Origin of the sequence: Nocardioides piscis (assembly GCF_011300215.1) — a bacterium.
Lineage (GTDB): Bacteria > Actinomycetota > Actinomycetes > Propionibacteriales > Nocardioidaceae > Nocardioides > Nocardioides piscis.
Genome location: NZ_CP049866.1, coordinates 2,322,670 through 2,347,491, shown reverse-complemented (window position 1 = coordinate 2,347,491; position 24,822 = coordinate 2,322,670). Strand labels below are relative to the sequence as shown.

The following is a 24,822-nucleotide window of genomic DNA, read 5'->3' as shown; positions in this document are numbered from 1 at the left end:
TTGCCGAGCGCGTCGACAGAGGCTTTGATGTGCGAGATGTCCGTTGCTTCCGGGAGCTTCGCCGACGAGCTGCGCCGCGCCATCGATCGACGCGGCCTGGGTCTCGAGCGCATCCGTGACCACCTCGACCAACGCGGTGTCGTCGTCAGCGTCGCGACCCTGAGCTATTGGCAGTCCGGCCGCAGCCTGCCCGGGCGCAAGGCCTCCATCGCCGCCATCCCGCACCTCGAGGAGGTGCTCGCCCTGAGCCCCGGCCAGCTGGGCAACATGCTTCCCCTGACCCGGGACCGGCCCCGGCGGTGCGCCGCCCAGGACCTTCGCGCCCTGTGGCCCGAGCCGCCCGTGGCCGAGGTGCTGGAACAGCTCGACACGCGGTGGGACCTCGAGCTGGACCGGGTGACCCTGCACGACGTCGTCAGGCTGGGGGCGGACCGTCGCCAGGCACGACTGACCGTGCGACAGGTGATGCGGGCCCGCTGCGACGGACCCGACAGGAGGGTGGTGATCCACTTCCAGGACGACCGCGGGGTTGCGCCCCCCGACTTCCGCGCTGTCCAGGGCTGCGAGGTGCGCCGGACGGTCAGGAGCGCCGAGCACGGCGTCGCCGGTGCCGAGCTGGTGTTCCACCACCCCCTGAGCCGGGGCGAGACCGTGGTCGTGGAGTACGAGGTCATCTCGTCGTCCCCGGGACCGCTGGAGTCGCAGTACACCCGGCGACTGAGGATGCCGATGCGCGAATACCTCCTGCAGGTCGAGTTCCATCCAGATGCCCTCCCCCACGAGGTGGCGGCCGTCACCGAGGAGACCCGCACCGTGATCGGGCTCGACCGGGAACACCGGGCGCACCTCGCGCACACCGACGCGACACCGGGGACCACCGGCATCCGCTGGGACTGGCACGACGACGGGCCCGGAGCCGGGAGTTAACTGTTAACGACAGCTCCACCCTTGCCGTGGGGAGAGAGAGTCGCGCATGGTCGGCGATGTCCATCTTTCTCGGGAAGGAACCCTTGATGAACCACACCCCCTCACGGCTGGGATCCGTCGCAGCTGCGACCCTGGCCGGCGCGGCCCTCGCGCTCGTGCCTGCCACCGCAACGGCTGCCGACGAGCCTCCGGCGCCCTCCACCTCGACCTCGTCCTCGGACGACGGCCGGGCGCCCGTGCACGGCACCTCCGCCGACAACCGCTACATCGTCGTCTTCGACAAGGACGCGGTCCGCAGCCAGGTGCGCGACGCCAGGGCCGAGGCCAGGTCAGCCGGCGCCAAGGTGACGCACACCTACAGCGCGGCCCTCGACGGCTTCGCCGCGAAGCTCCCGCCCCAGGCGCTCCGGGGCCTGCGCAACAACCCCCACGTCTCCTACATCGAGGCCGACCTCCCGGTGCAGGCGAGCGAGACCCAGTCGCCGGCGACCTGGGGCATCGACCGCGTCGACCAGCGCGACCTGCCGCTCAACAACTCCTTCACCTACACCACGTCGGGCGCGGGAGTCACCGCCTACATCATCGACACCGGCGTCCGTCTGGCGCACAGCGAGTTCAGCGGCCGGGCCGTCTCGGGCTACACCGCCATCAACGACGGCCGCGGCACCGACGACTGCAACGGTCACGGCACGCACGTCGCCGGCACCGTCGGCGGTGAGACGTACGGCGTCGCCCAGGACGTCCGCCTGGTCGCGGTCCGCGTCCTCGACTGCGCCGGCAGCGGCTCCAACTCCGGAGTCATCGCCGGCGTCGACTGGGTGACGCAGAACCACAGCGCGGGCGCTCCCGCGGTCGCCAACATGAGCCTCGGTGGCGGCGTCTCCAGCGCGCTCGACACCGCGGTCAGCAACTCGATCGCCGACGGTGTCTCCTATGCGCTGGCAGCCGGCAACGACTCCGGCGCCAACGCCTGCAACGGCTCGCCCAGCCGGGTGGCTGCGGGCCTGACGATCGGTTCGAGCACCAACACCGATGCGCGCTCCAGCTTCAGCAACATCGGCTCGTGCCTCGACATGTTCGCGCCCGGCTCCAACATCACCTCGGCGTGGATCACCAGCAACACCTCGACCAACACCATCAGCGGTACGTCGATGGCGACCCCCCACGTCGCCGGGGCAGCAGCCCTCTACCTGCAGGGCAACCCGTCGGCCAGCCCGGCGACGGTCAGCAGTGCCCTGATCTCCGCGTCGACCCCCAACAAGATCACCAACCCGGGGACCGGATCCCCCAACCGCCTGCTCTTCATCGGGACCGGCGGAACCACCCCGACGCCGACCGGGTGTGACTCGATGCCGGAGAAGGAGACCGGTTCGCTGTCCTCGGGTGGCGTGGCCTACCACCCGGGCGCGAACGACTACTACTACTCGGCAGCCGGCACCCACGTCGGCTGCCTGTCGGGTCCGACGAGCGCGGACTTCGACCTCTACCTCGAGAAGTGGAACGGCTCGTCGTGGGTGACCGTGGCCCAGGGCATCACCGCCACGTCGCAGGAGAAGATCACCTACAACGGCGCCGCGGGCTACTACTCGTGGCGCGTCGAGTCCTACTCGGGCTCGGGCAGCTACACGTTCGGTCTCGACCGCCCCTGACCGATCGCACCAAGGACTCCGGCCCCGCGGCGCTTGCCGCGGGGCCGGATCGATCTCGGATGGTTCTAGACGACGATGTTGACGAGCTTGGGCGCCCGCACGATCACCTTGCGCACGGTCTCGCCGTCCAGGGCGCGCACGACCGCCGGGTCCGCCAGCGCGGCGGCCTCCAGGTCGGCCTCGGAGATGTCGGGCGAGACCTCGAGACGGGCCTTGACCTTGCCCTTGAGCTGCACGACGGCGATCACCGACTCCTCGACGAGCAAGGCCTCGTCGACCACGGGCCACCCGGCACGAGCAACCGTCGGCTGGTGCCCGAGGCGCTCCCACATCTCCTCGGCGACGTACGGCGCCACCAGCGACAGCAGGATCGCGACCGCCTCGACGGCCTCGCGCACGGCCGGGTCGGCCGGGCCGCACCCCGAGTCGATCGCCTTGCGGGTGGCGTTGACCAGCTCCATGGTGCGCGCGACCATCACGTTGAAGCGGTAGGCCTCGACCAGGTGCGCGGCATCGTGCACCGTCTTGTGGGTGATCCGCCGCAGCGCGACGTCGCCCTCGGCCGGCGCGGCGCCGGGCTCCGAGGTCACGTCACCACTGAGCCGCCACGCACGCTGCAGGAACTTCAGCGACCCGCTCGGCGAGACGTCCGCCCAGTCGATGTTGTCCTCCGGCGGGCTCGCGAAGACCAGGGTCAGCCGCACCGCGTCCACACCGAACTCGGCGAGCTGTCCACCCAGGCTGACGCCGTTGCCCAGCGACTTGCTCATCTTGCGGCCGTTGTTGATGACCTTGCCCTGGGAGAGGTATGCCGAGAAGGGCTCACCGAACGACACGAGCCCCATGTCGCGCAGGGCCTTGGTGAAGAACCGGGCATAGAGCAGGTGGAGGACGGCGTGCTCGTCGCCGCCGATGTAGATGTCGCACGGGCCCCACATGTTGATCAGGTCGGAGTCGAACGCCTGGGTGTCGTCGTGCGGCGAGACGTAGCGCAGGAAGTACCACGACGAGTCGACGAAGGTGTCGAGGGTGTCGGTGTCGCGGGTTGCCGCTCCCCCGCACGTCGGGCAGGTCACGTTGACCCACTCCTCGGCGCCGCCGAGGGGCGAGACCCCCTTGGGCTTGAGGTCGGCGCCTCGCAGCTCTGGCAGCTCGACGGGCAGCTGGTCATCGGGGACCGGCACCTCGCCACACGTGGGGCAGTGGATGATCGGGATGGGCGGGCCCCAGTAGCGCTGTCGCGACACCAGCCAGTCACGCAGGCGGAAGTTGACCGTCCCCCGGCCCAGCCCCTGGCGCTCCAGGTAGTCGATGGTGGTCGACTTCGCCTCGGCGACGCCCATGCCGGACAGGTCGATCTCGTCGTTGGCGGAGTTGATCGCCGGCCCGTCACCGGTGAAGGCATCGCCGTCGAAGTCGGCCGGCGGCTGGACGGTGCGGATGATCGGCAGGTCGAAGACCTGGGCGAAGTCCCAGTCGCGCTGGTCCTGGCCGGGCACCGCCATGATCGCGCCGGTGCCGTAGTCGGCGAGCACGTAGTCGGCGGCGTAGACCGGGATCTTCTCTCCCGTCAGCGGGTTGGTCGCGTGCACGCCCAGGAACACGCCGGTCTTGGGCCGGTCGGTGGCGAGCCGGTCGATGTCGGTCTCCTTGCGCACCTCGACCAGGTAGTCGTCCAGCGCCGGCAGCTGCTCGGACGTGACCAGCTCGGCCGCGAGCGGCGCGTCGGCCGCGACCACCATGAAGGTCGCGCCGAAGAGGGTGTCCGGACGGGTCGTGTAGACCGTCAGCGGCTCGTCCCGGCCGTCGACCACGAAGTCGACGTGGGCTCCCTCGGAGCGTCCGATCCAGTTGCGCTGCGCGTTGACGACCTTGTCCGACCAGGTGGGCTGCAGGTCGTCGAGGGAGTCGAGCAGCTCCTGGGCGTAGGCCGTGGTGCGGAAGTACCACTGGGTCAGCTCGCGCTTGGTCACCTCGGCGCCGCAGCGCTCGCAGGCGCCGTCGACGACCTGCTCGTTGGCCAGCACCGTCTGGTCGTTGGGGCACCAGTTGACCGGGGAGTTCTTGCGGTAGGCAAGGCCCTGCTCGTGCATCCGCAGGAACAGCCACTGGGTCCAGCGGTAGTAGTCGGGGTCGGAGGTGTTGAACCGGCGCGACCAGTCGAAGCTGACGGCATACTTCTTGAACGACTCGAGCTGGGTCTCGATGTTGCCGTAGGTGTAGTCGGCCGGATGGGCGTCGTTCTTGATCGCGGCGTTCTCGGCGGGCAGGCCGAAGGAGTCCCAGCCCATGGGGTTGAGGACCTCGTAGCCACGCTGCCACCAGTAGCGCGCCAGCACGTCGTGCAGAGCGGTGACCTCGGCATGACCCATGTGCAGGTCGCCGCTGGGGTAGGGGAACATCGTCAGCGCGTAGCGCTTCTCGCGCTGCCCGGAACGCACGACCTCGTCGTCGGCCCGGAACGGCTCGAGCTCCTCCCAGACGGGTTGCCACTTGGCCTGGACGGCCTCCACGTCATAGGACTGGGGCGCCTCGGCGTCGGGTGTCGAGGCGTGCTCGCCCCCGGGCGGTGTCTCGTGCGTCTGGCTCATCGTCTCCTCGATCCTCCTGCTGCTGACATGAAAAAACCCCTCGCATGGAGGGGTGGCCGCGTTGACTCTCTTCAAGGAGGTGTCAGCGCGGCTGGCCAAGAAGCAGGGCTCGCATGCTCATGGGCGCATTCTAGCGCCCATGAGCACGCGGCCGCCTCAGCGGACGAAGCGCGGGGTCATCGGCGGGTCCCACCACTCGCCGTTGTTGGCCTTGATCGCGCCGATCACGTGCAGGACGAAGGCGAGGACGAAGGCCAGCCCGAACGTGAGGAAGCCGACCAGGACGAGCATCAGCGGCAGCGAGACGAGCATGATGATGCCGGCGAAGATCTGGACGTTGAGCGAGTTGGCCGCGTGCTGGCGCACGAACGGGCCGCGGTCCTTGTAGAGCATGTAGATGATCAGTGATCCGACGAATCCGAGCAGGCCGGCGGAGAGCACCATCGCGGCCAGTGGGACCCCGTGCGCCACGGCGCCGAGAGTGCGCTCCTGGCCGGGAGAGATGGGGGTCTGCGACTGGGCGTAGGGGTTGGGCTGGCTCATGGGAACCTCCTGAGGTTGTGTCAACGTCAACTCAACCACGGCGATGGGTCGAAACCATCCCTGGTCGGGGTCGAACCGGGGTCGGCTCAGGGCCGTCCTAGGGTGAGCGCCATGACCACTCCTGAGATGTTTCGCCTGGACGGCAAGGTCGCCATCGTCACCGGCGCCTCGAGCGGGCTGGGTGTCGCGTTCGCGCGCGGCCTGGCCGAGGCGGGTGCCGACGTCGTGCTGGGGGCCAGGCGCGTCGACAAGCTGGCCGACACCGCCGCCCTCGTCGAAGCGACCGGCCGCCGGGCTCTGACCGTGGCCACCGACGTCTCCGACCCGGACCAGTGCCAGGCCCTCGTGGACGCCGCCGTGGCCGAGCTGGGCGGGGTCGACGTGCTGGTCAACAACGCCGGGGTCGGTACCGCCGTACCCGCGACCCGCGAGACGCCCGGGCAGTTCCGCTCCGTCATCGACGTCAACCTCAACGGCGCCTACTGGATGGCCCAGGCCTGCGGGCGCGTGATGAAGCCCGGCTCGTCGATCATCAACATCTCCTCTGTCCTCGGGATCACGACCGGCGGGCTGCCGCAGGCGGCGTACAGCGCCTCCAAGGCGGGTCTCGACGGCCTCACCCGCGACCTCGCCCAGCAGTGGATGGAGCGCAAGGGCATCCGGGTCAACTCGATCGCCCCCGGGTTCTTCGAGAGCGAGATGACCGACACCTATCCCGACGGCTACCTCGACCTCGCGATGCAGCGGGTTCCGGCGCGGCGCAAGGGCGACCTCGCCGAGCTGGCAGCGACCGCCGTGTTCCTCGCCTCCCCCGCGGCGGGCTACATCACCGGCCAGACCCTGCCGGTCGACGGCGGTATGACGATCGCCTGACCGGTCACGCCTGCGGCTGCGGCTGCGGCTGCGGCTGCGGCTGCGGTGAGTCGTAGCCCGCAGCCCCGGCCAGCCCCGCTGCGACGAGAGCGATCGACGCCAGCACCGCGAACAGCAGCGCATAGCTCCCGGTGACGGCGGCGATGCCGGCACCGAACGCCGGCGCGAGAGCGGCGGCGACGCCCTTCGGCGCCTGGTAGACGCCGTTGAGGGCGGCATAGCGCCGCGGCCCCCAGTGGTCGCTGACCACGGTCGCGCCGACGAGGGTGAACAGCCCACGAGCAGCGCCGGCGACGACCGCGATCGCGATCACCAGCAGCGCGGGTCCGGGGACCAGTGCCAGACCACCCAGCGTCACGGCCATCACGCCGATGACACCTGCGGCCCGGGCGTTGGTGGGCCATCGGCGGTCCAGCGCCGGGTAGGCCAGACGCCCCACCACCTGCCCGGCGCCGCTGAGCCCCAGCGCCCACGCGGCCAGCTGGAGATCCATCCCCTGCTGCAGCAGCAGCGGCACCAGGTTGACGAGGGAGGCGTGCATCGCCAGGGCCGCGAGCGTCCCCGAAGCAGCGAGCAGCACGAAGGTGCGGCTTCTCAGGACCTCACGGTCCGGACGACCCCCGCCCCCGCCGGTCTCGTGCGGGTGCCACGGCAGCCGCAGCGCGAACGCGTGGGCAGGAACCGTCACCACCAGCAGGACCGCGGCAAGCACGAAGTAGGTCGCGCGCCACCCGATCGACTCGCTGAGCGCCGCGGTGACGGGGGCGAAGATCGTCGAGGCAAACCCGGCCACCAGGGTCAGGGTGGTGATGGCGCGCACCCGCCCCGCGCCGTACCAGTGCGTCAGGGCCGCGAACGCAGGCGGATAGAAGGTGCCCGAGCTGGCCAGACCGACCAGCAGCCAGGCGACCACGAAGACGGGGTACGTCGACGCAGACCCGACCAGGACGATCGCCGCCGCGCCGAGCAGGCTCCCCGCGGTCATGACCAGCCGTGGTCCTCGCTTCTGCAGCTCGCGGCCGACGGGGATGCCGGCCAGCGCCCCGGCCAGGATGCCGACCGAGAACGCAGCGGTGACAGCGGTCGCCGACCAGCCCGTCTCGGTGGAGATCGCGGGCGCGAGCACCGTGAAGGCGTAGTAGAGGACGCCGTAGCTGATGGTGACGCTGACGCAGAGCGCGACGAGGACCCTGCCGGGGCTGGGTGGGCTTGGTGTGCTCAGCGGGTCCCGCCGATCGCCAGCACTTCAGGGGCAGGCGCACAGCAGCCGCCGCCGATGTCGGCGCTCTCGGGGTCGTCGAACACCCCCGCACCGCCACACACGCCGGTGTCAGGGAGGACGAGCTCGACCCGCGCAGCCCCTTCGTGGTCGCCGGCAAGGGCGGCGACGACGCTGCGCACCTGCTCATAGCCGGTGAGCGCCAGGAACGTCGGCGCGCGACCGTAGGACTTCATCCCCACCAGGTAGAGGTCAGGCTCCGGCTGCGCGAGGTCGAGCGCGCCCGTGGCCTGCACCGAACCGCAGGAGTGGATGTTGGGGTCGATGTCGGCCGCGATCCGGCGCGGCGCCTCCAGGGTGGGGTCGAGGTCGAGCCGCATCTCGGACAGGAACGACAGGTCGGGGCGAAAACCGGTCAGGACGACGACCGTGTCCGCCGCCGGGAGCTCCCGGCCGTTCTCGGCGACCAGCACCGCCTGGCCCCCCACGGAGCGGATCTCGGCGACACGGAACCCGGTCACGAGCTCGACCGCACCGGCGTCGACCGCCTGCTTGGCCCGCTGACCCAGCGCTCCCCGTTCGGGCAGCTGGTCGCTCGAGCCGCCCCGAAGGTGCCCTCCCCGACGACGCGGCGGATCGCCCAGGTGATGCGGGTGCCGGGGTGGCCGGCAGCGATCTGGACGAGCTCGTGGATGGCGTTGAAAGCAGAGTCACCCGACCCGACGACGACCGTGTGCTTGCCGGCGTAGCGCTGCGGCGTCGCCCGGTCGGGGACCTGGTAGGCGATGAGCTGCGCGGCCGCCCCCTCACCGAGGGCCGGGAGCCCGTCGGCGCCGGCGGGGTTGGGTCGACGCCACGTCCCGGACGCGTCGATCACCGCGCGCGCCTCGAGCCGCGACTCGCGTCCCTGGTCGTCGACGACGTGGACGGTGAAGGGCTGCTCGGCCCGGTCGGCGTCGACCAGCCGGTCGCGACCCTTGCGCGAGACCCCGATGACGCGCGAGTCATAGCGCACGTGCTCGGCCAACGCATCTGCCAGTGGAGCCAGATAGCCCTCGATCCACTCCGCCCCCGTCGGATAGCCCGTCGACGGGGAGGTCCATCCCCGGGGCTCGAGCAGTCGCACGGCTGCATTGTCCACCAGCTCCGGCCAGGCCGAGAACAGGCGGACGTGGCCCCACTCCGCGACCGCGGCTGCGGGCCCGTGACCGGATTCGAGCACCAACGGCTCCAGACCGCGCTCGAGCAGGTGCGCGGCAGCAGCCAGGCCCTGCGGACCGGCTCCGATGACCACGACGGGCAGTTCGTTCATGTCCAGCTCCTCATATTGACGTATGTCGATGTGAGGACGATGCCGCACATATCGACATATGTCAATGCATCCGTCACAATGATCACCGTGCCCTCGACTCCCATCGCCATCTCGCCCGCCGAGCTCGCCGCCTGCTGCTCGCCCATGACCGCCGGCATCGTCGCCGACGAGGCGGCCGAGACGCTCGCCCGCATGTTCAAGGCGCTGGGCGACCCGACGCGGGTCAGACTGGTCTCGATGATCGCCGCGTCTGCCGACGGCGAGGCTTGCATCTGCGACATGACAGAGCCAGTCGGCCTGAGCCAGCCCACGGTCTCGCACCACATGAAGCTCCTGGTCGAGGCCGGGCTGGTCACCCGGGAGCAGCGCGGGCGATGGGCCTACTACCGGCTGGTGCCCGAGGTGCTCCGCTCCCTCGCCGGCGCCCTCGGCCCCGGCTGCTGAACGCCACGGACTCGCATGCGTCGAAGCGGAGTGACACTCGACGCGATTCCAGCAGGACGGTCCGTGTGGGAGGGGGTTCACGACGTCGCGCTCGGACACGGCACCGGCGAGGCGGCCGCGCTCCAGCGGTTCGGCTCAGCGTTGGGTCAGTGGACGGGGCGGTTGGGGTGGGTGGCCGGTCATCGTCTCGATGAGCTCGGCGGCGATGGTGCTGACCTTGCGATTGGTGTTCTGGGAGGTGTGGCGCAGGAGCTCGAACGCGTCGTGGGCGCTGATCTTGCGGGTGACCATCAAGATGCCGAGGGCTTGGTCGATCACGGCCCGGGTGGCCAGTGCTTCGCGTAGCTCGTCGTCGAGGACGGTGTGGCTGGCGTGGCGGAGCAGGATGGTCAGGGCTGTGGCGGCCTGAGCGGTGAAGGCCTCGGCTCGGGTGATGTCGGCGGTGTTGAACGCGTGTGGGCTGGTGACGAAGATGTTGAGTGCTCCGCGGGTGTGGCCGTCGATGGTCAGGGGCAGGGAGACGACGCTGTGGATGCCGTTGGACAGGGCGTATCCGGGGTAGTCGCCCCATCGGGTCTCGGCTGACATGTCGGGCACCTCGATGCGTGTCCCCTGATGGATGGCTTCCAGGCACGGCCCGCGGCCGTGGATGTACTGGATCTCGTCCATGCGCATCGCAACCTCGTCGCTGTGGGCCACAGTGGCGATCTGGCCGTCACGCCGCAGGGTGATTCCGCAGTGCGTGCCGGGCACGATGGACGAGGCCAGCACGGTGAGCTCGTGCAGGAAGTCGCTGACATCGGGTCCGTCCAGGATGAGGTTCTGGAGCTCCGCATAGGCCGCGGTCAGGTCGAGCGGTTCCGGTCGTTTGCCTTGTGAAGTCACCATGGTTCTGCTCCACCGTGCGGTCTCGTCTGCGCCCTCGGTCCGGGCACTGTCGTCCTTGCCGAAGCCGATGCCGCACAGGCTGCGACACGCTCGCTACCTCGGCCACCCCAGCCTACGCCGCGGATGCGGGGACTCGCTTCGGGCAGCTCTTGGCAGCCGGGCCCGCGAGGACTACCGTTTCTCCTGGGTGTGGATAGGCGCCTGCGGCGAGACCACAAGGGGTCACATGACTCGGTCCGCCAGCACCGCTCCGTGACGTGACCGGAGTTCGGCCATGCGATCGGCTTACGCAGCCAGCAGTCCACCTCGGTCCTCGATGTCGGCGCGGTGCGCGCTTGTGCACATGCCACCCAGTCGGCGCGGGTCCCCACCGGGGGGCGGTGGCCCGCGCCGGCCCTGGCAGCTGGGTGGGGTGACGTGACCCTGCTCTTCGCCGAGACCCGCGAGGCGATGAGAGACCGCCCCCCTTGGCTGAGCCACGCAATGACCGCGGCACCAAGCAAGGAGGAGTCCGAAATGAGTCTGATGAAGAGAGAACACCACCGGGGTTGGCCCCTGGAGACGCTGTGGAGCCAGGACCTGGTCGACACCGCGTTCGGGGACATGTTCCGCACGTTCTTCAACGGTGAGAGCGTCCTGGACCGCGCCCAAGGGGCCCACGTCATGCGTCTGGAGGAGTTCGTCGAGGACGACACCTGCGTGATCCGCGCGGAGCTGCCCGGGATCGACCCGGAGAAGGACGTCGAGATCAGCGTCGCCGACGGCATCCTGCACCTTCGTGCCGAGCGGGAGGAACGCAGCGAGGAGAAGCGTCCGGACGGCTACCGGAGCGAGTTCCACTACGGCCGCCTCTCGCGCAGCGTCCGGCTGCCCGAGGGAGCGACCGAGGCCGACGTGACCGCGTCGTACAAGGACGGGATCCTCGAAGTGCGGGTCCCCGCGCCCAAGGCAGAAGTCACCACGACACCGACCAAGATCCCGATCACACGCGGCTGAGAGCCAGAGACTGGCCTCCGGCAGATCGACCTCGAGCACCCGATCGCGACCCGCGCGATCACGGCCCCGACTCGACGAGGTGAGGCGATGACCGGGCTGCCCACCACGATGCGGGCGTGGGTCGTGAGCGGAAAGGGGGACGAACGCGGCCGGGTGCTCCAGGTCGAGCGTGCGGTCCCCCGTCCTGCGCCCGACGAGGTGCTGGTCCGGGTGCTCGCGTGCGGCGTGTGCCGGACCGACCTGCACCTCGCCGACGGCGACCTTGCACCCAGAGCGCCTGCCCGGGTGCCTGGTCACGAGGTGGTCGGCGAGGTGGTTGCGACGGGGGACGCGAGCCGCCGGTTCGGCACCGGCGACAGGGTCGGCATCGCGTGGCTGCGGCGGACCTGCCAGGGCTGCAGAGCCTGTCGTGCCGGGCGCGAGAACCTCTGTCGCGCTTCCCAGTACACCGGCTGGGACGCAGACGGAGGCTTCGCCGAGTACGCCGTCGTCGCCGAGGCGTGGGCATACCGCCTGCCGGCGGACGCCGACCCCGTCACCACGGCGCCGCTGCTGTGCTCGGGAATCATCGGCTACCGCGCCCTACGCCGGGCCGGACTGCCACCCGGTGGGCGGCTTGGCATCTACGGCTTCGGCGCCAGCGCGCACCTCATCGCCCAGCTGGCAATTGCCCAGGGCGCAGAGGTGCACGTCCTCACACGAGGCCGGCCGGCCCAGAAGCTCGCACTCGAGCTGGGTGCCGCCTGGGCCGGTGACGCCCACGCACGCCCACCCGCCCTGCTCGACGCGGCGATCCTGTTCGCACCCGTCGGCGAACTGGTGCCGGTCGCCCTGGAGGCGCTGGACCAGGGCGGGACGCTCGCGGTGGCGGGCATCCACCTCAGCGACATCCCAGGGCTCGACTACCAGGCCCACCTCTTCCGCGAACGGACCCTCACCAGCGTCACCGCCAACACGCGCCTCGACGGAGAGGAGTGGTTGCGTCTCGCCGCGACGACCGGAGTCCGGGCGCGCGTGACGGCCTACCCCTTCACGGACGCCGACAGAGCCCTGGACGACCTGGCGACCGGCGCGCTCACCGGCGCGGCGGTCCTGCGAGGCCTCCCTGACTCGGAGGTGGGGAGGCCCTGAGCCTTGAGCATGCGACTCTCCGTGGATGAGGAAGCCCGCGCACGGCGCCAGGCTGCGGGCGCGCAGCGCCGTGATGGGCCAGCCCCGGCTCCATACGCCGGCACCCCTTCGGGTCGGGGACTCCGGCGCCCCACGTGCAGCAGCGCCCGCCGCAGATGCATCAGGCCGGATCCGTCGAGGATCCGGCCTGTGATGGTGGAGGTGAGGGGACTCGAACCCCTGACCCTCTGCATGCCATGCAGATGCGCTACCAGCTGCGCCACACCCCCATCGGGGCGCCCGGCCAAACCTCGGCCGGACAACTCGCGGAATCTTAGCCAACGGCTCCCGCAGTTGTGAAATCGGGTGCGACCCGGTTGTAGGCCACCAGCCTCAACCCCTCGTCGGGTCCGGTCTCGACCAGCGTGGCCCACCCACAGTTGTCCATGCCGCGCAGGGTCCGGCCCATGACCCGGTCCCAGCCGAGGAGGGCGGTCAGGCCGACCTTGGAGGAGGCCCCGTGCCCGACGACGCAGACCGTCTCGCCCGTCCCGACCGAGGAGAGCGCCTCGCGCAGGGCGGGCACGATCCGCTCGGCGACGTCGTCGGAGCTCTCTGCGCCCGGCACGCCTTCGGCGGACTCGAAGAGCCCCCCGGTGGCCTGCCACGCAGCGTGCTGGGTCGGGAACGCCGCTTCGAACTCGGCGATGGTCATCCCGGACCGGTCCCCCACGTCGAACTCGCGCAACCGCTCGTCCGTGCGCACGTCGAGCCCGGTGGTGCGGGCGACCTCGTCGGCGGTGGCGCTGGCCCGGAGCAGGTCCGAGCTCCACAGGGCGGCCGGCTCCAGCGCCGCGATCGCGACGGCAACAGCCCGAGCCTGCTCCCGGCCGGTCTCGTCGAGGGGGATGTCGGTGTGTCCCTGGGCGCGCCGCTCGAGGTTCCAGGCAGTCTGGCCGTGGCGCAGCAGGACCAATGTCCGGCTCACGCGTCAGCGGCAGGTGGTCCCGGCTGCGGGACCGGGATCGAGGGACAGTCGCGCCACAGCCGCTCGAGGGCATAGAACTGGCGCTCCTCCTCGTGCTGGACGTGCACGACGATCTCGCCGTAGTCGAGCAGGACCCAGCGGCCCTCGCGGTGCCCCTCGCGGCGGATCGGCTTGGCGTCGACCTCGCGCAGCTTGTCCTCAACCTCGTCGACGATCGCCTTGACCTGGCGCTCGTTGCTGGCCGAGGCCAGCACGAACGCGTCGGTGATGGCGAGCTGCTCGCTGACGTCGAAGGCGATCACCTGCTGGGCCAGCTTGTCGGCTGCCGCCGCAGCGGCGACCTGGACGAGTTCGAGGGCGTGGTCGGTGGCAGTCACTGGACATCCTTGGGGTGTGGGGTGGCATAGAGGTCGTGCTTGCCGACGTACTGGACGACGCCGTCGGGCACGAGGTACCAGATCGGTGCGCCTCGGCGTACGCGCTCGCGGCAGTCGGTGGAGGAGATCGCCAGGGCCGGGATCTCCACCATGGTCACGCGGTCGGACGGAATGGCGTCGAGGGTCCGGGAGTCCATGTCGTAGCCGGGCCGCGTGCACCCGACGAACTGGGCGAGCTCGAACAGCTCCTCGACGTCGCGCCAGGTGAAGATGTCGGCCAGCGCGTCAGCACCGGTGATGAAGAACAGCTCGTCGTCAGGTCGCTGCGCTCGCAGGTCACGCAGCGTGTCGATGGTGTAGGTCGGGCCCTCGCGGTCGATGTCGACCCGAGAGACGACGAAGCGCGGGTTGGCCGCCGTCGCGATGACGGTCATCAGGTAGCGGTGCTCGGCCGGGGAGACCTCACGCTCGGCCTTCTGCCACGGCGAGCCGGTCGGCACGAAGACGACCTCGTCGAGGTCGAACCACGCCTGCACCTCGGAGGCCGCGACCAGGTGGCCGTGGTGGACGGGATCGAAGGTGCCGCCCATCACGCCCACGCGACGCGGCATCAGGAGTGCTCGCGCCCGCCGCCGAAGGTGACGAGGGCCAGGAGCAGGCCCAGCAGGATCGCCAGCGTGAGAGCACCGACGAGGTAGGGATGGATGGCCGGGTCACCGTGCGACTCGGCTGCGGCAATGCTCAGGGCGTTGAACGACATGGGAGCGATCCTATCGGGTGTGACCGGCACCGATGACGACGTACTTCGTCGACGTCATCTCGGGCAGCCCCATCGGGCCACGGGCGTGGAGCTTCTGGGTGCTGATCCCGATCTCCGCCCCGAAGCCGAACTCGCCCCCGTCGGTGAAGCGCGTGGATGCGTTGACCAGCACCGCCGCGGAGTCGACCGCGGCGACGAAGCGCCGGATCGTCGTCTGGTCGTTGGCCACGATGGCGTCTGAGTGACCACTGGAGTAGGCGCGGATGTGATCGATCGCACCGTCCACGTCCGCGACGACCGCTGCCGAGATGTCGAGCGAGAGATATTCGGTGCCGTGGTCGGCCGCTGTCGCCTCGACGACACCGTCGTATTCACTGAAGCGCTCGTCGCCGTGGATCGTCACCCCGTGCTCGTGCAGCGCGTCGATCACCCGAGGCAGGAAGTCGTCGGCGATGTCTGCGTGGACCAGCAGCGACTCGGCCGCGTTGCAGACGCTGGTGCGGTGGGTCTTGGCGTTGACGACGATGGCGAGCGCCTGGTCGATGTCGGCCGACGCATCGACATAGACGTGGCAGTTGCCGACGCCGGTCTCGATGACCGGGACGGTCGACTCCTCCACCACGCTGCGGATCAGGCCCGCACCCCCGCGCGGGATCAGGACGTCCACGAGGCCGCGCGCACGCATGAGCGCCTTCACCGAGTCGTGCGAGTCGCCCGGCACGAGCTGGACGGCGTCCTCGGGCAGTCCGACCCCCGTCAGGGCCGAGCGCAGCACCTCCACGATCGCGGCGTTGCTCGACCTGGCACTGGACGACCCCCGCAGCAGCACGGCGTTGCCCGACTTCAGGCAGATCCCGGCAGCATCGGCCGTGACGTTGGGTCGCGCCTCATAGATCATCCCGACCACGCCGAACGGCACCCGGACCTGCCGCAGCTCGAGCCCGTTGGCGAGCGTGGAGCCGCGGACGACCTCCCCCACCGGGTCGGCCAGGCCCGCCACCTCGCGCAGCCCGTCCGCCATCGCGGCGAGCCGCTCCTGCGTCAACGTCAACCGGTCGACGATGTTGGGGGCGACGCCGGCCGCCTCCGCGCGGGCGACGTCGTCGGCGTTGGCCTCGAGGATCGTCGGGGCGGCGGCGACCAGGGCGTCGGCCATCGCGTGGAGGGCGGCATCCTTGTCTGCGCGGGTCGCCAGGGCCAGGTCGTGGCTGGCGACCCGGGCGCGCGAGGCCACGTCGCGCACGCTCTCGGTGTCGTGGGTCATGCTGGCACCCTAGGTCGGCCCGACCGGGGGTCCGTCGACGTCTCAATCTGGAAGGTCGGCCATGCGGGGGAAGATCGCAGTCGTCACGGCGCTCACGGCGGGGGTGGTGTCCGTCGGGTCACTGTCCCTCGGCGGGCAGTCAGTCGCCATACCCGCCACGAGCGAGGAGCAGGTGGCCGGGACACCCGTGCCCAGCCTCCCCGAGGAGGTCGAGGGCGGTGTGATCGTCGACCTGGCGGACGGCGACCGGTTCACCGTGACGACCTCGCGCGACATGCGCACCGTGTGGGGCAGCAGGTATGACGCCGCCACCCGGTCGTGGAGTGCGAGGCGCGTCATCGTCCGGGAGAAGAACCTCTACTGCGGCCGCGTCGACGCGCGCGGAGCAGGCAACGCCGTCGCCGTGATCGCCGAGTGCGACACCGGCGGATACAGCGAGGACACCGCCCCGACCAGCTCCCGAGCGCTCTACTCCCCCGACACCGTCAGCTGGCACGCCAGCACGCTCCCCGGCGAGGCGCACGAGGAACCGGGGATCTCGCCGAGTGGCAGCCGGGCCGTGTGGCCGCTGCACCAGGGCTGGGTCAGCTGGACCGGCACCGGCTTCGACGTCGAGCGCCGCGAGCTGCCGGGGCAGGAATACACGGTCACCGGCACCGTCTCCGACAGCGGTGACGTCTCGATCCTGTACGGCGGCGCGCGCGACGCCAGCGGGGAGTGCGTCCTCGGCGTCACGACCGTGGCTGCGGGCACCGGCACCGAGACCCGGCAGCAGCTCCCGGCCGACTACGCCTGCTCGGACGTCAACCTCGCCAACGTCGACGCCCTCACGGTGCTCTTCGGCGAGTTCTCCAGTCCCCAGACGCTCCTGTCGATCACCCGGCCCGACACCGCGTCGCCGTGGACGACCACCGGGGTCACGCCCGAGGACGCACCAGGGCTCGCTCGGCACCGGGGCAGGCGCAGCGCTGCCACCACGTTCGTCAGCTCCCCCGGGTTGCCCCTGCTCGCCGTCGGGTCAGCCGACCGGAGGACCTTCACCGCCCAGACCTATGACTGGGCAGCCCAGCGCTGGTCGGAGCCGCTCCGCGTCGACCGGTCGGACGCCCGCTGCTCCTGGAGCCGCAGCAGCCTGCGATGGGCCGAGCTGGGGCTCGTCGCCCTGGGTCTCGACTGCGGGCGGCAGCAGCGTCTCCTCGTCACCACGGACGCGCTCACGTGGCACGACATCCGCCTGGGCAGGCCCCCCGTCGGCGTCTCCCCTGACTCCGAGCAGGTCTCGGTGTCCAACCGCCGCCGCACGCTGGTCTTCTCCCGCGAGGACGGGCTCGTCCGGCTGCCGGTCGGGGCTCCGAGGCGCTGCGACGTCGTGCAGCCGGTCTCACCCCGAGCGGCCGTCCGGCTCACGACGAAGCACACCGGCGGCTGGCCGAGCGCCCTCCAGAAGTCCACGGCCTCAGGCTGGCGACCGACCAAGGCTCCGGTGGCCCGCCCGCGCGCTGGTGGTGACCGGTGCAGGACGGTGGAGCCACAGCTCCATGACGAACCGGCCAGCTATGTCCTGCGCGGGCGCCGTTCCGCCTTCGTCGTGACCCTCACCGCGCGCGGCGCCGGCTGGCGCGTCCGCAGCCAGCCCTACTGATCGCCTCGACCAGGACGCGCGAACGCCCCGACCGTTCCCGGTCGGGGCGTTCGACGAGCAGCTCGGGAGGATCAGCCCTTGCGCTTGGTGATCTCCTCGGTGGCAGCGGGCAGGACCGTGTGCAGGTCTCCCACGACGCCGAAGTCGACGAGCTCGAAGATCGGAGCCTCGTCGTCCTTGTTGACAGCCACGATGGTCTTCGAGGTCTGCATGCCGGCACGGTGCTGGATCGCGCCGGAGATCCCGTTGGCGACATAGAGCTGCGGCGAGACGGTCTTGCCGGTCTGGCCGACCTGGAACGCGTGCGGCATCCAGCCGGAGTCGACCGCGGCACGCGAGGCGCCGACGGCGGCACCCAGCGAGTCGGCGAAATTCTCGATCGGCTCGAAGTTGCCGCCGGTGCCACGCCCGCCGGAGACGACGATGGCGGCCTCGGTCAGGTCGGGACGGCCGGTCGACTGACGCGGCTGCGACGCGATGATCTGCGCCGTCTTCGCACCGTCGGAGATGGTCGGCGTGAATGCCTCCACAGCCGCAGCGCCCTCGGTCTCCTCCGGCGCCGCGGAGTTGGGCTTGACCGTGATGATCGGCGTGCCCTTGGTGACCTTGGCCGTGACGGTGTAGCTGCCGGCGAACACGCTCTGCGTGGTGACCGGCCCCTCCTGGACGTCGACGGCGTCGGTGATCAGGCCGGACTCGATCTTGATCGCGAGCCGGGCGGCGACCTCCTTGCCCTCGAAGCTGGAGGGGAACAGGATGGCGGCGAGGCCCCCTTCACCACCGGCCTTCTCGGCGAGCTGCTGCATCGCCTCCGCCTTGGGCGCGACGAGGTAGCCCTCGACGTCGGCGTCGTCGATGACGTAGACCTTCTCGGCGCCGTACTTCTTGACCTTCTCGGCGACCGCGTCGGCCTTGTCGGCCGAACCGAAGAACACCGCCGACGGCTCGCCCAGACGACGTGCGATGGTGAGGAGCTCGTAGGTGGGCTTCTTGACCTCGCCCTCGGCGTGGTCGATGACAACCAGGACTTCAGACATTTCCGATGCTCCCTTAGATGAACTTCTTGGAGGCGAGGAACTCGGCCAGCGCGACCGCGCCCGAGCCGTCCTCGTCGGTGACGATCTCGCCGGCAGTGCGCGGCGGGCGTTCGGTGGTCTCCTCGACCTGCGACCACGCGACCGCGAGGCCGACCTGGTCTGCCTCGATGCCGAGGTCGGAGAGCGAGAGCGTCTCGAGCGGCTTCTTCTTGGCGGCCATGATGCCCTTGAAGGACGGGTAGCGGGCCTCACCGGTCTGGTCTGTCACCGAGAGCACGATCGGCAGGGTCGCACCGATGACCTCGGTGGAGCCCTCGTTGTCGCGCTTGATGCGGACCTGGTCGCCCTGGGCCTCCACGACGGAGGCGAGGGTGACCTGCGGAAGGTTGAGACGCTCGGCCAGCATCGCCGGCACCACGCTTCCGGAGGCGTCGGTCGAGGCCATGCCGCAGACGACGAGATCACACGTGCCGATCTTCTCGATCGCCTTGGCCAGCACCAGCGACGTGGCGACGTAGTCGGAGCCGGCGATGGCGTCGTCGACGACGTGAACGGCCCTGTCGGCACCCATCTGGAGCGCCTTGCGGGCAGCGTCGACGGCCTTCTCGGGACCCACGCACAGCGCGATCACCTCGTGCTCGCCCTCGGTCTTCTCCTTGAGCTGCAGCGCCTGCTCGACGGCATATTCGTCGAGCTCCGACAGCAGCCCGTCGACGCCGACTCGGTCAACGGTGTTGTCGGACTCGAACTGCCGGTCCGCTGTCGCGTCGGGCACGTATTTCACACAGACGACAATGTTCATGGTGTGTGGCCTCGCGGCCCCTCCTGTGGTGTTGGTCCGGTGACCGAGAGGTTACAGAGGAGAAACCCCACCGCGGAACAGGGTCCGCGGTGGGGTTACTCACAGGTGAGGCTTCGAACGTGTCAGCGACGGACCTTGAAGGTGTCCTTGCCCGACGACGCGTTGGTGGTGCTGGAGCCGGGGTACTTGGCGATCACCTTGTACTTGCCCGGGCGGGAGATCTTCTTGAAGACGACCTTGGCCGTCCCCGAGACGAGCTTGGCGGAGACGCTCTTGACCTTCTTCGACCCTCGCTTGAGGGTGACCTTGACCGATCCGGTGGCCTGACCCGACGCAGCCTTGACGACGACCTTGACCTTGGCGTTGTTGGACTTCGCGGAGTACTTCGTCGTCACCTTGCTGGTGGTGTCCGACTTCGCGGGCACGGGGGTCACGGTGGGCGCGGGGTCGACCTTGAACGTGTCGACCGTCAGGTCCTGGACGAGGGGCTTGTCGTCGGCCGTGTTGTCGGGCGTGCCGTTGTTGTCCACCGTCTGCGGCGTGCAGGTGGTGTCGACCACGAACGGATCCCCGGCATCCTTGTGGAACACCAGGTGGGCCGTGTAGCTGGCCGCCTTGATGACGTGGGTGCCGACCGTGCCGGTGTAGTTCGCCGGGGTGCCGACGGCGGTCACGGTCAGGGCGCCGCTCGCGGGCAGGGGCATGGACGCAATGGAGTGGGTGACGTCAGCGAGCGGGGTGCCGTCGAGCGTCGACTTGGTCACAGCGCTGCCGTCGACCCTTCGCGCCCCGACGACGTCGCGCAGCAGGCCGACCAGGTCCTCAGGGATCGTGACCTGCGCGGTCGTGGTGATCGGAGCGGTGGCGCCGGCCACCATCGTGGCGGGGACGTCGGTGTCGGCGACCGTGATGAAGTCCTTGGGACCCACCGGAGTGGTGCACGAGAAGACCATCGACGTGGATGCCGAGTTGGCCGGCGTCGCCAGCAGTGCAGTTCCGGCCATCACGGCGACGGACACGGCAGCGATGGAGCACTTCTTGGACAGGCTTGAACCCATTGTTTCCCCTCCCAGAGAACTGGTCCGAGCGGGCCACCTCTTCTCCCGGGCGGCCAACAACACTCGGCGTACGCAGAGTGTCACACACTGTCACCCCAAAGGGTGACGTAACGCTCAACAGATGACACACCGCCCGGAGCCAAGGGCTCCGGGCGGTGTCGTCGAGGCGTTGGGTCAGCCCCGGTGGAAGCCGAAGGTCCTGGCCTTCGTCGACCGCTCGTGGTTGGCGTCGCCGCGGTACTTCACCAGGACCTTGTAGCGGCCCTTGTCCAGCTGGCCCAGGCCGAGCCCACGGGACCCCTTGCCCAGCCGTCCGAAGCGCTTGACGACGAAGTCCTCGTCGCCGAGCTTGCGCAGGACGAGCTTCACCTTGCCGGTGGCGACCGTCTCGTGCTCGCCGGACACCTTCACGGTCACCTCGGTGCGCCTGGGCAGGTGTCGGATGCGGAGGCGACTGCGGGTCTCGGCCTTCGCCACGTCGAGGATGACAGGCTCGGCGGCGCTGCCGTCGGCGACGGTCGGGTCGGCGGGGGTGAAGGTCGCGCTCACGGGGTGCTCGCCGGCCACGGGCTGGGCCAGCTCGAGGAGCGCCTTCCCGTCCTCGACCTCGACCGTGGTCGAGACACCCTTGACCACGAACGTCACGTCACCCGCGGGGGTCGCGCCCGGAGTGGTGACGGTGGCAGCGGCGGTGACCGCTTCGCCGTACTCCGAAGGATCGGGGCTGACGACCAGCTGCGTGGTCGACTTCACCGGGGCGCTGGCGGCGTGGGTCGCCGGTGCGAACGCCACGAGGGCACCGCCGCCGAGGGTGACGGCCAGGGCGGAGGCGATGGTCTGGGTCGTGCGTGTGGTTGACATGGACTAGACCATAGCCACGCTCGGCGCCGAGGAGCACCGCCCCTACGGGCGGATGATGCGGTCGAGGATGCGGCCGACCACCAGCCACGCCACCGCTCCGAGGCCGTAGTTGACGAGCGCGTTCTTGATCTCCTCGGGCTTGCCCTTCTTGTTCTCGAACTGCTTGATCCCGTCGTCCATGGAGAAGACCCCGAGGTCGACGGTGTCCGCTGCGTCGAGGACGAACTGCACCAGGCTGTTGGTCGTGTTGGCCTTGAGGGCGATGAGCAGCGCGCCGAGGGCGAGCGCCAGCGCGCACAGGACGCAGACCAGCCAGATCACCTGGGCCACCTTGGTGCGTAGTGCGGCGGCGGCGGAGGCTCCGCGCGCGCGCTTGCCGCCGTCCTCCTCCGACTTGTCCTTGGTGGTGTCCTTGCGATCCTTCGCCACGAGCGTCCCTTTCGTCGATGTGCTGGTCTACCGTGCCACGAACGAGGCCTGGCCCGGCCCGCTCTCAACGAACGATCGCATGCCGATGGCACGGTCCTCGGTCGCAAATACTGCGGCGAACTGCATCCGCTCGATCTCCAGACCGGTGTCGAGGTCGGTCTCGAGGCCGTGGTCGATGCATTCCTTGGCCGCCCGCAGCGCCAGGCTCGCAGCACCGGTGAACTGCCCGGCCCACGCCAACGCGGCGTCGTACACCTCGTCCGGCGGCACGACCTTGTCCACCAGCCCGAGCGCCAGCGCCTCCTCGGCCTTGACGAAGCGGCCGGTGAAGATGAGGTCCTTGGCCTTGCTCGGACCGATCAGGCGAGCCAGTCGCTGGGTGCCGCCGGCGCCGGGGATGATCCCGAGGAGCACCTCCGGCTGACCGAAGGTGCTGTCGGCGGCGGCGATCCGGATGTCAGCGGCCAGCGCGAGCTCGCAGCCACCCCCCAACGCATAGCCGCGCACGGCAGCCACGACGGGCTTGGGGATCCGGGCGATGGCGGTGATCGCGGCCTGCACCGAGGCAGAGGCCTTGACCATGTCGGCATAGGAGAGGTCGGCCATCTCCTTCACGTCGTTGCCGGCCGCGAAGACCCGCTCGCCGCCGTAGACCACGACCGCCTTGACGTCGTCGCGCCGGGTCGCCTCCTCGGCCGCAGCGCGCAGGCCGGCCTGCACCGCGAAGCTGATCGCGTTCATCTTGGGACGGTCGAGGCGGATGGTGGCGATCCCGTCGGCCACCTCGAGCCTGACCCACTCTTCTGCCTGCTCCTGCGGCTCCTGCTTCTCCTGCGTCATGAGGGCATTCATAGCAGCCGCGCACGCCTCACCCGCCCGGGGAGGCAGAATGCCCCGAGTGACACCTGGACTGTGGACCCATGAGGGCGAGACGACGCGCGCGTGGCCCGGCCGTCACTGGCCGCTGGGCGCGACCTGGTCGGCCGAGGCGACCAACTTCGCCGTCTATGCACCTCGAGCGAGCGCCGTGTGGGTGTGTGTGTACGACGACGACGGCACCGAGCAGCGCGTGCGACCGACGGAGAAGACGCTCGGCGTGTGGCACTGCGCCGTGCCGGGACTGGCCCCCGGCACCCGCTACGGCTTCCGCGCAGAGGGCCCGTGGGACCCCGAGCGCGGGCTGCGGTTCAACGCGGACAAGCTGCTGCTCGACCCCTACGGCAAGGCCGTCAGCGGCACCCTCGTCCCGGGGCCGGCCATCTTCGGCCACGACCTCGAGCACCCGTCGAGACCGAGCACGATCGACTCAGCAGGCTCCATGCCCCGCAGCGTCGTGGTCAACGACACGTTCGACTGGGACGGCGACGCCCCGATCCGCCGACGGTGGCGGGACACGGTGATCTATGAGCTGCACGTCAAGGGCATGACCAAGCTCCACGACCGGGTCCCCGAGGAGCTCCGCGGCACCTATGCGGGCCTGGCGTCCCCCGCCGTGACCGACTACCTCAACGACCTCGGCGTCACCGCCGTCGAGCTGCTGCCGATCCACCAGTTCTTCTCCGAGCCCGGCCTGGCCGAGCTCGACCTAGTGAACTACTGGGGCTACAACTCCCTGGGCTTCTTCGCCCCCCACAACGCCTACTCGGCGAGCGGCGACCGCGGCGAGCAGGTCGCCGAGTTCAAGCAGATGGTCAAGGCCTTCCACGCCGCCGGGATCGAGGTCATCCTCGACGTCGTCTACAACCACACGTCCGAGGCCGGCCCGCTCGGCCCCACGCTGAGCTTCCGCGGCCTCGACGACCTCGGCTACTACCAGCGCGTCGAGGAGGACGGACGCCCGCGCGTGCCTGACACCTATTGGGACGTCACCGGCTGCGGGAACACCGTCGACGCGACCCACACCCAGAGCCTGCGGATGATCCTGGACTCGCTGCGCTACTGGGTCAGCGAGATGCACGTCGACGGGTTCCGCTTCGACCTGATGAGCGCCCTGACCCGGACGCACCAGCAGGTCGACATGGGCTCGCACCTGCTGACCGCGATCGGCCAGGACCCAGTGCTGCGCCACGTCAAGCTGATCGCCGAGCCGTGGGACGCCTCCATGGACGGCTATCACGTCGGCCGCTTCCCGCCGCCGTGGGTGGAGTGGAACGACCAGTTCCGAGACACCATGCGGGACTTCTGGCGGGGTCACACCTCGGGGGTCCGGACCGTGGCGACCCGGCTCGCGGGATCGAGCGACCTGTATGCCGACGACGGCCGGTCGCCGTACGCCTCGGTCAACTTCATCACCGCCCACGACGGCTTCACCCTGCGCGACCTCGTGTCCTACAACGACAAGCACAACGAGGTCAACGGCGAGGACAACCGCGACGGCACCGACAACAACCGCTCGTGGAACTGCGGTGTCGAGGGCGAGACCGACGACCCCGAGGTCATGGCACTGCGCAGGCGGCAGGCAGCCAACCTGATGGCGACGCTGTGCTTCTCCAACGGGGTGCCGATGCTCACGGCGGGCGACGAGCGCGGCCGCACCCAGCGTGGCAACAACAACGCCTACGGCCAGGACAACGAGATCTCCTGGATCGACTGGCGCCCCGACGACGCCTGGCTGGACGTCTATGAGATCACCAAGACCGCGCTGCGCATCAGGCGCGACCACCCGGCCCTGCGCCAGCGCCACTGGTTCGAGGGGCGACCCACCATCCGGGGCGGGCCCAAGGACGTCGCCTGGCTGCACCCCGGCGGCCGCGAGATGACCGCCGACGACTGGCACGACGACGACCTGCAGTGCGTGGGCATGTTCGTCTCCGGCGACCCGCTGCGCTACCCCGGTCCCCGCGGGGAACAGTTGCGCGACGCCTCCTTCATCATCTGGCTCAACGCCTCGGCCCGCGACATCGAGGTCACGCTGCCGGTCCAGGACTGGGTCCTCGCCGGCGAGGTCGTGCTGTCCACCGACAGCCGGATCGGGGTCGGCACCCCCGTCGTCGCCGGCGGCACGCTGGTCCACGAAGGGCGCTCGGTGCTGGTCATGCGAGAGGTGAAGTGA

25 protein-coding genes and 1 tRNA gene are annotated in these 24,822 nt (G+C 70.0%); 8 read left to right on the top strand and 18 right to left on the bottom strand.

Going from position 1 to position 24,822, the window contains the following annotated elements:
• The first annotated feature begins 36 nt into the window (after window positions 1-36).
• Both G7071_RS11540 and G7071_RS11535 read left to right on the top strand, forming a co-directional pair.
• Window positions 37-927: an XRE family transcriptional regulator gene (locus G7071_RS11540; protein WP_166318799.1), complete on the top strand. Its 891-nt coding sequence runs from the start codon at window positions 37-39 to the stop codon at window positions 925-927.
• Window positions 928-1,013: 86 nt separating this feature from the next.
• Window positions 1,014-2,576, top strand: coding sequence for a S8 family peptidase (locus G7071_RS11535; protein ID WP_166318796.1), 1,563 nt, complete (start codon window positions 1,014-1,016; stop codon window positions 2,574-2,576).
• Window positions 2,577-2,641: 65 nt separating this feature from the next.
• On the opposite strand, the gene leuS is transcribed toward G7071_RS11535, so the two are convergent.
• Entirely contained in the window at window positions 2,642-5,167 is a 2,526-nt protein-coding gene (leuS, locus tag G7071_RS11530; RefSeq protein ID WP_166318793.1) for a leucine--tRNA ligase, read from the bottom strand.
• A gap of 156 nt (window positions 5,168-5,323) precedes the next feature.
• Entirely contained in the window at window positions 5,324-5,710 is a 387-nt protein-coding gene (locus G7071_RS11525) for a DUF4870 domain-containing protein (RefSeq protein ID WP_166318790.1), read from the bottom strand.
• A 111-nt stretch (window positions 5,711-5,821) separates the two neighbouring features.
• Here G7071_RS11525 and G7071_RS11520 point away from each other — a divergent pair, with 111 nt between their 5' ends.
• Window positions 5,822-6,583 (top strand): SDR family NAD(P)-dependent oxidoreductase, encoded by a 762-nt coding sequence (locus tag G7071_RS11520; RefSeq protein WP_166318787.1) that lies wholly within the window; start codon window positions 5,822-5,824, stop codon window positions 6,581-6,583.
• Window positions 6,584-6,587: 4 nt separating this feature from the next.
• Here G7071_RS11520 and G7071_RS11515 read toward each other — a convergent pair whose 3' ends face one another.
• From G7071_RS11515 to G7071_RS19290, 3 genes are all read right to left on the bottom strand, one after another.
• Window positions 6,588-7,709: an MFS transporter gene (locus G7071_RS11515; protein ID WP_206062773.1), complete on the bottom strand. Its 1,122-nt coding sequence runs from the start codon at window positions 7,707-7,709 to the stop codon at window positions 6,588-6,590.
• 92 nt (window positions 7,710-7,801) lie between these two features.
• Window positions 7,802-8,323 (bottom strand): NAD(P)-binding domain-containing protein, encoded by a 522-nt coding sequence (locus tag G7071_RS19295; protein WP_246209969.1) that lies wholly within the window; start codon window positions 8,321-8,323, stop codon window positions 7,802-7,804.
• Complete coding sequence (locus G7071_RS19290) at window positions 8,320-9,114, bottom strand: NAD(P)-binding domain-containing protein (RefSeq protein WP_246209968.1); 795 nt, start codon at window positions 9,112-9,114, stop codon at window positions 8,320-8,322. The genes G7071_RS19295 and G7071_RS19290 overlap by 4 nt, the downstream gene beginning before the upstream one ends.
• A 78-nt stretch (window positions 9,115-9,192) precedes the next feature.
• Here G7071_RS19290 and G7071_RS11505 point away from each other — a divergent pair, with 78 nt between their 5' ends.
• On the top strand, window positions 9,193-9,558 hold the full coding sequence (locus tag G7071_RS11505) for an ArsR/SmtB family transcription factor (RefSeq protein WP_166318784.1): 366 nt from the start codon (window positions 9,193-9,195) through the stop codon (window positions 9,556-9,558).
• A gap of 135 nt (window positions 9,559-9,693) precedes the next feature.
• Here G7071_RS11505 and G7071_RS11500 read toward each other — a convergent pair whose 3' ends face one another.
• Complete coding sequence (locus G7071_RS11500; RefSeq protein WP_166318781.1) at window positions 9,694-10,446, bottom strand: GAF and ANTAR domain-containing protein; 753 nt, start codon at window positions 10,444-10,446, stop codon at window positions 9,694-9,696.
• A gap of 516 nt (window positions 10,447-10,962) precedes the next feature.
• Here G7071_RS11500 and G7071_RS11495 point away from each other — a divergent pair.
• Complete coding sequence (locus G7071_RS11495; protein ID WP_206062772.1) at window positions 10,963-11,442, top strand: Hsp20/alpha crystallin family protein; 480 nt, start codon at window positions 10,963-10,965, stop codon at window positions 11,440-11,442.
• 87 nt (window positions 11,443-11,529) lie between these two features.
• Window positions 11,530-12,573: a zinc-dependent alcohol dehydrogenase family protein gene (locus G7071_RS11490; protein ID WP_246209967.1), complete on the top strand. Its 1,044-nt coding sequence runs from the start codon at window positions 11,530-11,532 to the stop codon at window positions 12,571-12,573.
• A gap of 193 nt (window positions 12,574-12,766) precedes the next feature.
• Here the strand turns inward: G7071_RS11490 and G7071_RS11485 are convergent.
• The 6 genes from G7071_RS11485 to G7071_RS11460 form a co-directional block, all read right to left on the bottom strand.
• Window positions 12,767-12,842, bottom strand: a tRNA-Ala gene (locus tag G7071_RS11485).
• 44 nt (window positions 12,843-12,886) lie between these two features.
• Complete coding sequence (locus G7071_RS11480) at window positions 12,887-13,540, bottom strand: histidine phosphatase family protein (RefSeq protein ID WP_166318778.1); 654 nt, start codon at window positions 13,538-13,540, stop codon at window positions 12,887-12,889.
• On the bottom strand, window positions 13,537-13,917 hold the full coding sequence (gene rsfS, locus G7071_RS11475) for a ribosome silencing factor (protein WP_166318775.1): 381 nt from the start codon (window positions 13,915-13,917) through the stop codon (window positions 13,537-13,539). Before rsfS ends, G7071_RS11480 begins: the two co-directional genes overlap by 4 nt.
• Window positions 13,914-14,507 carry a nicotinate-nucleotide adenylyltransferase gene (nadD, locus tag G7071_RS11470; protein ID WP_206063018.1) on the bottom strand — a complete coding sequence of 198 codons (594 nt, stop codon included), beginning with the start codon at window positions 14,505-14,507 and terminating at the stop codon, window positions 13,914-13,916. The genes rsfS and nadD overlap by 4 nt, the downstream gene beginning before the upstream one ends.
• 20 nt (window positions 14,508-14,527) lie before the next feature.
• The gene (locus G7071_RS11465; protein WP_166318769.1) at window positions 14,528-14,677 is read right to left on the bottom strand and encodes a hypothetical protein; all 150 of its coding nucleotides are present in this window, start codon (window positions 14,675-14,677) and stop codon (window positions 14,528-14,530) included.
• Window positions 14,678-14,687: 10 nt separating this feature from the next.
• Window positions 14,688-15,941 (bottom strand): glutamate-5-semialdehyde dehydrogenase, encoded by a 1,254-nt coding sequence (locus tag G7071_RS11460; protein WP_166318766.1) that lies wholly within the window; start codon window positions 15,939-15,941, stop codon window positions 14,688-14,690.
• A gap of 61 nt (window positions 15,942-16,002) precedes the next feature.
• Here G7071_RS11460 and G7071_RS11455 point away from each other — a divergent pair, with 61 nt between their 5' ends.
• Complete coding sequence (locus tag G7071_RS11455; protein WP_166318763.1) at window positions 16,003-17,583, top strand: hypothetical protein; 1,581 nt, start codon at window positions 16,003-16,005, stop codon at window positions 17,581-17,583.
• Window positions 17,584-17,654: 71 nt separating this feature from the next.
• On the opposite strand, the gene G7071_RS11450 is transcribed toward G7071_RS11455, so the two are convergent.
• From G7071_RS11450 to G7071_RS11425, 6 genes are all read right to left on the bottom strand, one after another.
• Entirely contained in the window at window positions 17,655-18,620 is a 966-nt protein-coding gene (locus G7071_RS11450; RefSeq protein WP_166318760.1) for an electron transfer flavoprotein subunit alpha/FixB family protein, read from the bottom strand.
• A gap of 13 nt (window positions 18,621-18,633) precedes the next feature.
• Window positions 18,634-19,404, bottom strand: a complete 771-nt coding sequence (locus G7071_RS11445; protein ID WP_246209965.1) for an electron transfer flavoprotein subunit beta/FixA family protein — start codon at window positions 19,402-19,404, stop codon at window positions 18,634-18,636.
• A 140-nt stretch (window positions 19,405-19,544) separates the two neighbouring features.
• Window positions 19,545-20,480 (bottom strand): hypothetical protein, encoded by a 936-nt coding sequence (locus tag G7071_RS11440; RefSeq protein ID WP_166318754.1) that lies wholly within the window; start codon window positions 20,478-20,480, stop codon window positions 19,545-19,547.
• A gap of 174 nt (window positions 20,481-20,654) precedes the next feature.
• Window positions 20,655-21,341 (bottom strand): Ig-like domain repeat protein, encoded by a 687-nt coding sequence (locus G7071_RS11435; RefSeq protein ID WP_166318751.1) that lies wholly within the window; start codon window positions 21,339-21,341, stop codon window positions 20,655-20,657.
• Window positions 21,342-21,383: 42 nt separating this feature from the next.
• Window positions 21,384-21,770, bottom strand: coding sequence for a hypothetical protein (locus G7071_RS11430; RefSeq protein WP_246209964.1), 387 nt, complete (start codon window positions 21,768-21,770; stop codon window positions 21,384-21,386).
• A 27-nt stretch (window positions 21,771-21,797) separates the two neighbouring features.
• Window positions 21,798-22,610, bottom strand: coding sequence for an enoyl-CoA hydratase/isomerase family protein (locus G7071_RS11425; RefSeq protein WP_166318748.1), 813 nt, complete (start codon window positions 22,608-22,610; stop codon window positions 21,798-21,800).
• Window positions 22,611-22,668: 58 nt separating this feature from the next.
• On the opposite strand from G7071_RS11425, the gene glgX reads away from it, so the two are divergent.
• Window positions 22,669-24,822: a glycogen debranching protein GlgX gene (glgX, locus tag G7071_RS11420; protein ID WP_166318745.1), complete on the top strand. Its 2,154-nt coding sequence runs from the start codon at window positions 22,669-22,671 to the stop codon at window positions 24,820-24,822.